The sequence below is a fragment of the Acinetobacter apis genome (genome assembly GCF_900197575.1).
Classification (GTDB): domain Bacteria; phylum Pseudomonadota; class Gammaproteobacteria; order Pseudomonadales; family Moraxellaceae; genus Acinetobacter; species Acinetobacter apis.
On record NZ_FZLN01000012.1, the window covers coordinates 1 to 1,144 of the forward strand.

Genomic DNA, 1,144 nt, shown 5'->3' on the forward strand with positions numbered 1-1,144 from the left:
ATCGCAAAACGTAGACCAGCATCCATCGCAATCGGGTGGATCAATTCTACTGACATTTCAACGTTGTCACCTGGCATAACCATTTCAACGCCTTCTTTCAATTGAATCGCACCAGTTACATCCGTTGTACGGAAGTAGAACTGTGGACGGTATCCATTTAGGAATGGAGTATGACGACCACCTTCTTCTTTCGCTAACACATATACTTCTGCGTCAAACTTAGTATGTGGCTTGATTGCACCTGGCTTAGTTAATACTTGACCACGTTGTACGTCTTCACGCTTTGTACCACGTAATAAAATACCACAGTTCTCTCCTGCACGACCTTCGTCTAGCAATTTACGGAACATTTCAACGCCAGTTACAGTTGTTTTAACTGTGGCTTTAATACCAACAATCTCAACTTCTTCACCAACTTTTACAATACCTGATTCAACACGGCCTGTTACTACAGTACCACGACCAGAAATTGAGAATACATCTTCAATTGGCATCAAGAATGGCTTGTCAATCGCACGCTCAGGCTCAGGAATGTATGAGTCTAATGATTCAACAAGTTTGATTACAGCTGATTCGCCATATTCACCTTGGTCGCCATTTAGCGCAGCTAATGCTGAACCTAGGATTACTGGTGTGTCATCACCTGGGAAGTCGTAAGAAGATAGAAGTTCACGAACTTCCATTTCTACTAATTCTAGTAATTCTACGTCATCAACAAGGTCACACTTGTTTAAGAATACAACGATGTACGGTACACCAACCTGACGTGAAAGTAGGATGTGCTCACGTGTTTGTGGCATTGGGCCATCAGTTGCAGCACATACTAAAATCGCGCCATCCATTTGTGCAGCACCAGTGATCATGTTTTTAACATAATCGGCGTGACCTGGACAGTCTACGTGTGCATAGTGACGTACTGGTGAATCATATTCTACGTGTGATGTATTAATTGTAATACCACGTGCTTTTTCTTCAGGTGCAGAGTCAATTGCCGCGTAATCTTTCGCTTCACCACCGTAATGCTTCGCACAAATCGTTGCGATCGCAGCAGTTAGTGTTGTTTTACCATGGTCGACGTGACCAATTGTTCCCACGTTTACGTGTGGCTTATTACGTTCAAACTTAGCTTTAGCCATGATGACTT

The 1,144-nt window shown here is 43.0% G+C and carries 1 protein-coding gene; it reads right to left on the reverse strand.

Annotated elements, in window-relative coordinates; translation table 11 throughout:
- The coding region (gene tuf, locus CFY84_RS11220; protein WP_088824440.1) for an elongation factor Tu at positions 1–1,136 on the reverse strand (1,136 nt) is incomplete at its 3' end.
- Between the last annotated feature and the right edge of the window lie 8 nt (positions 1,137–1,144).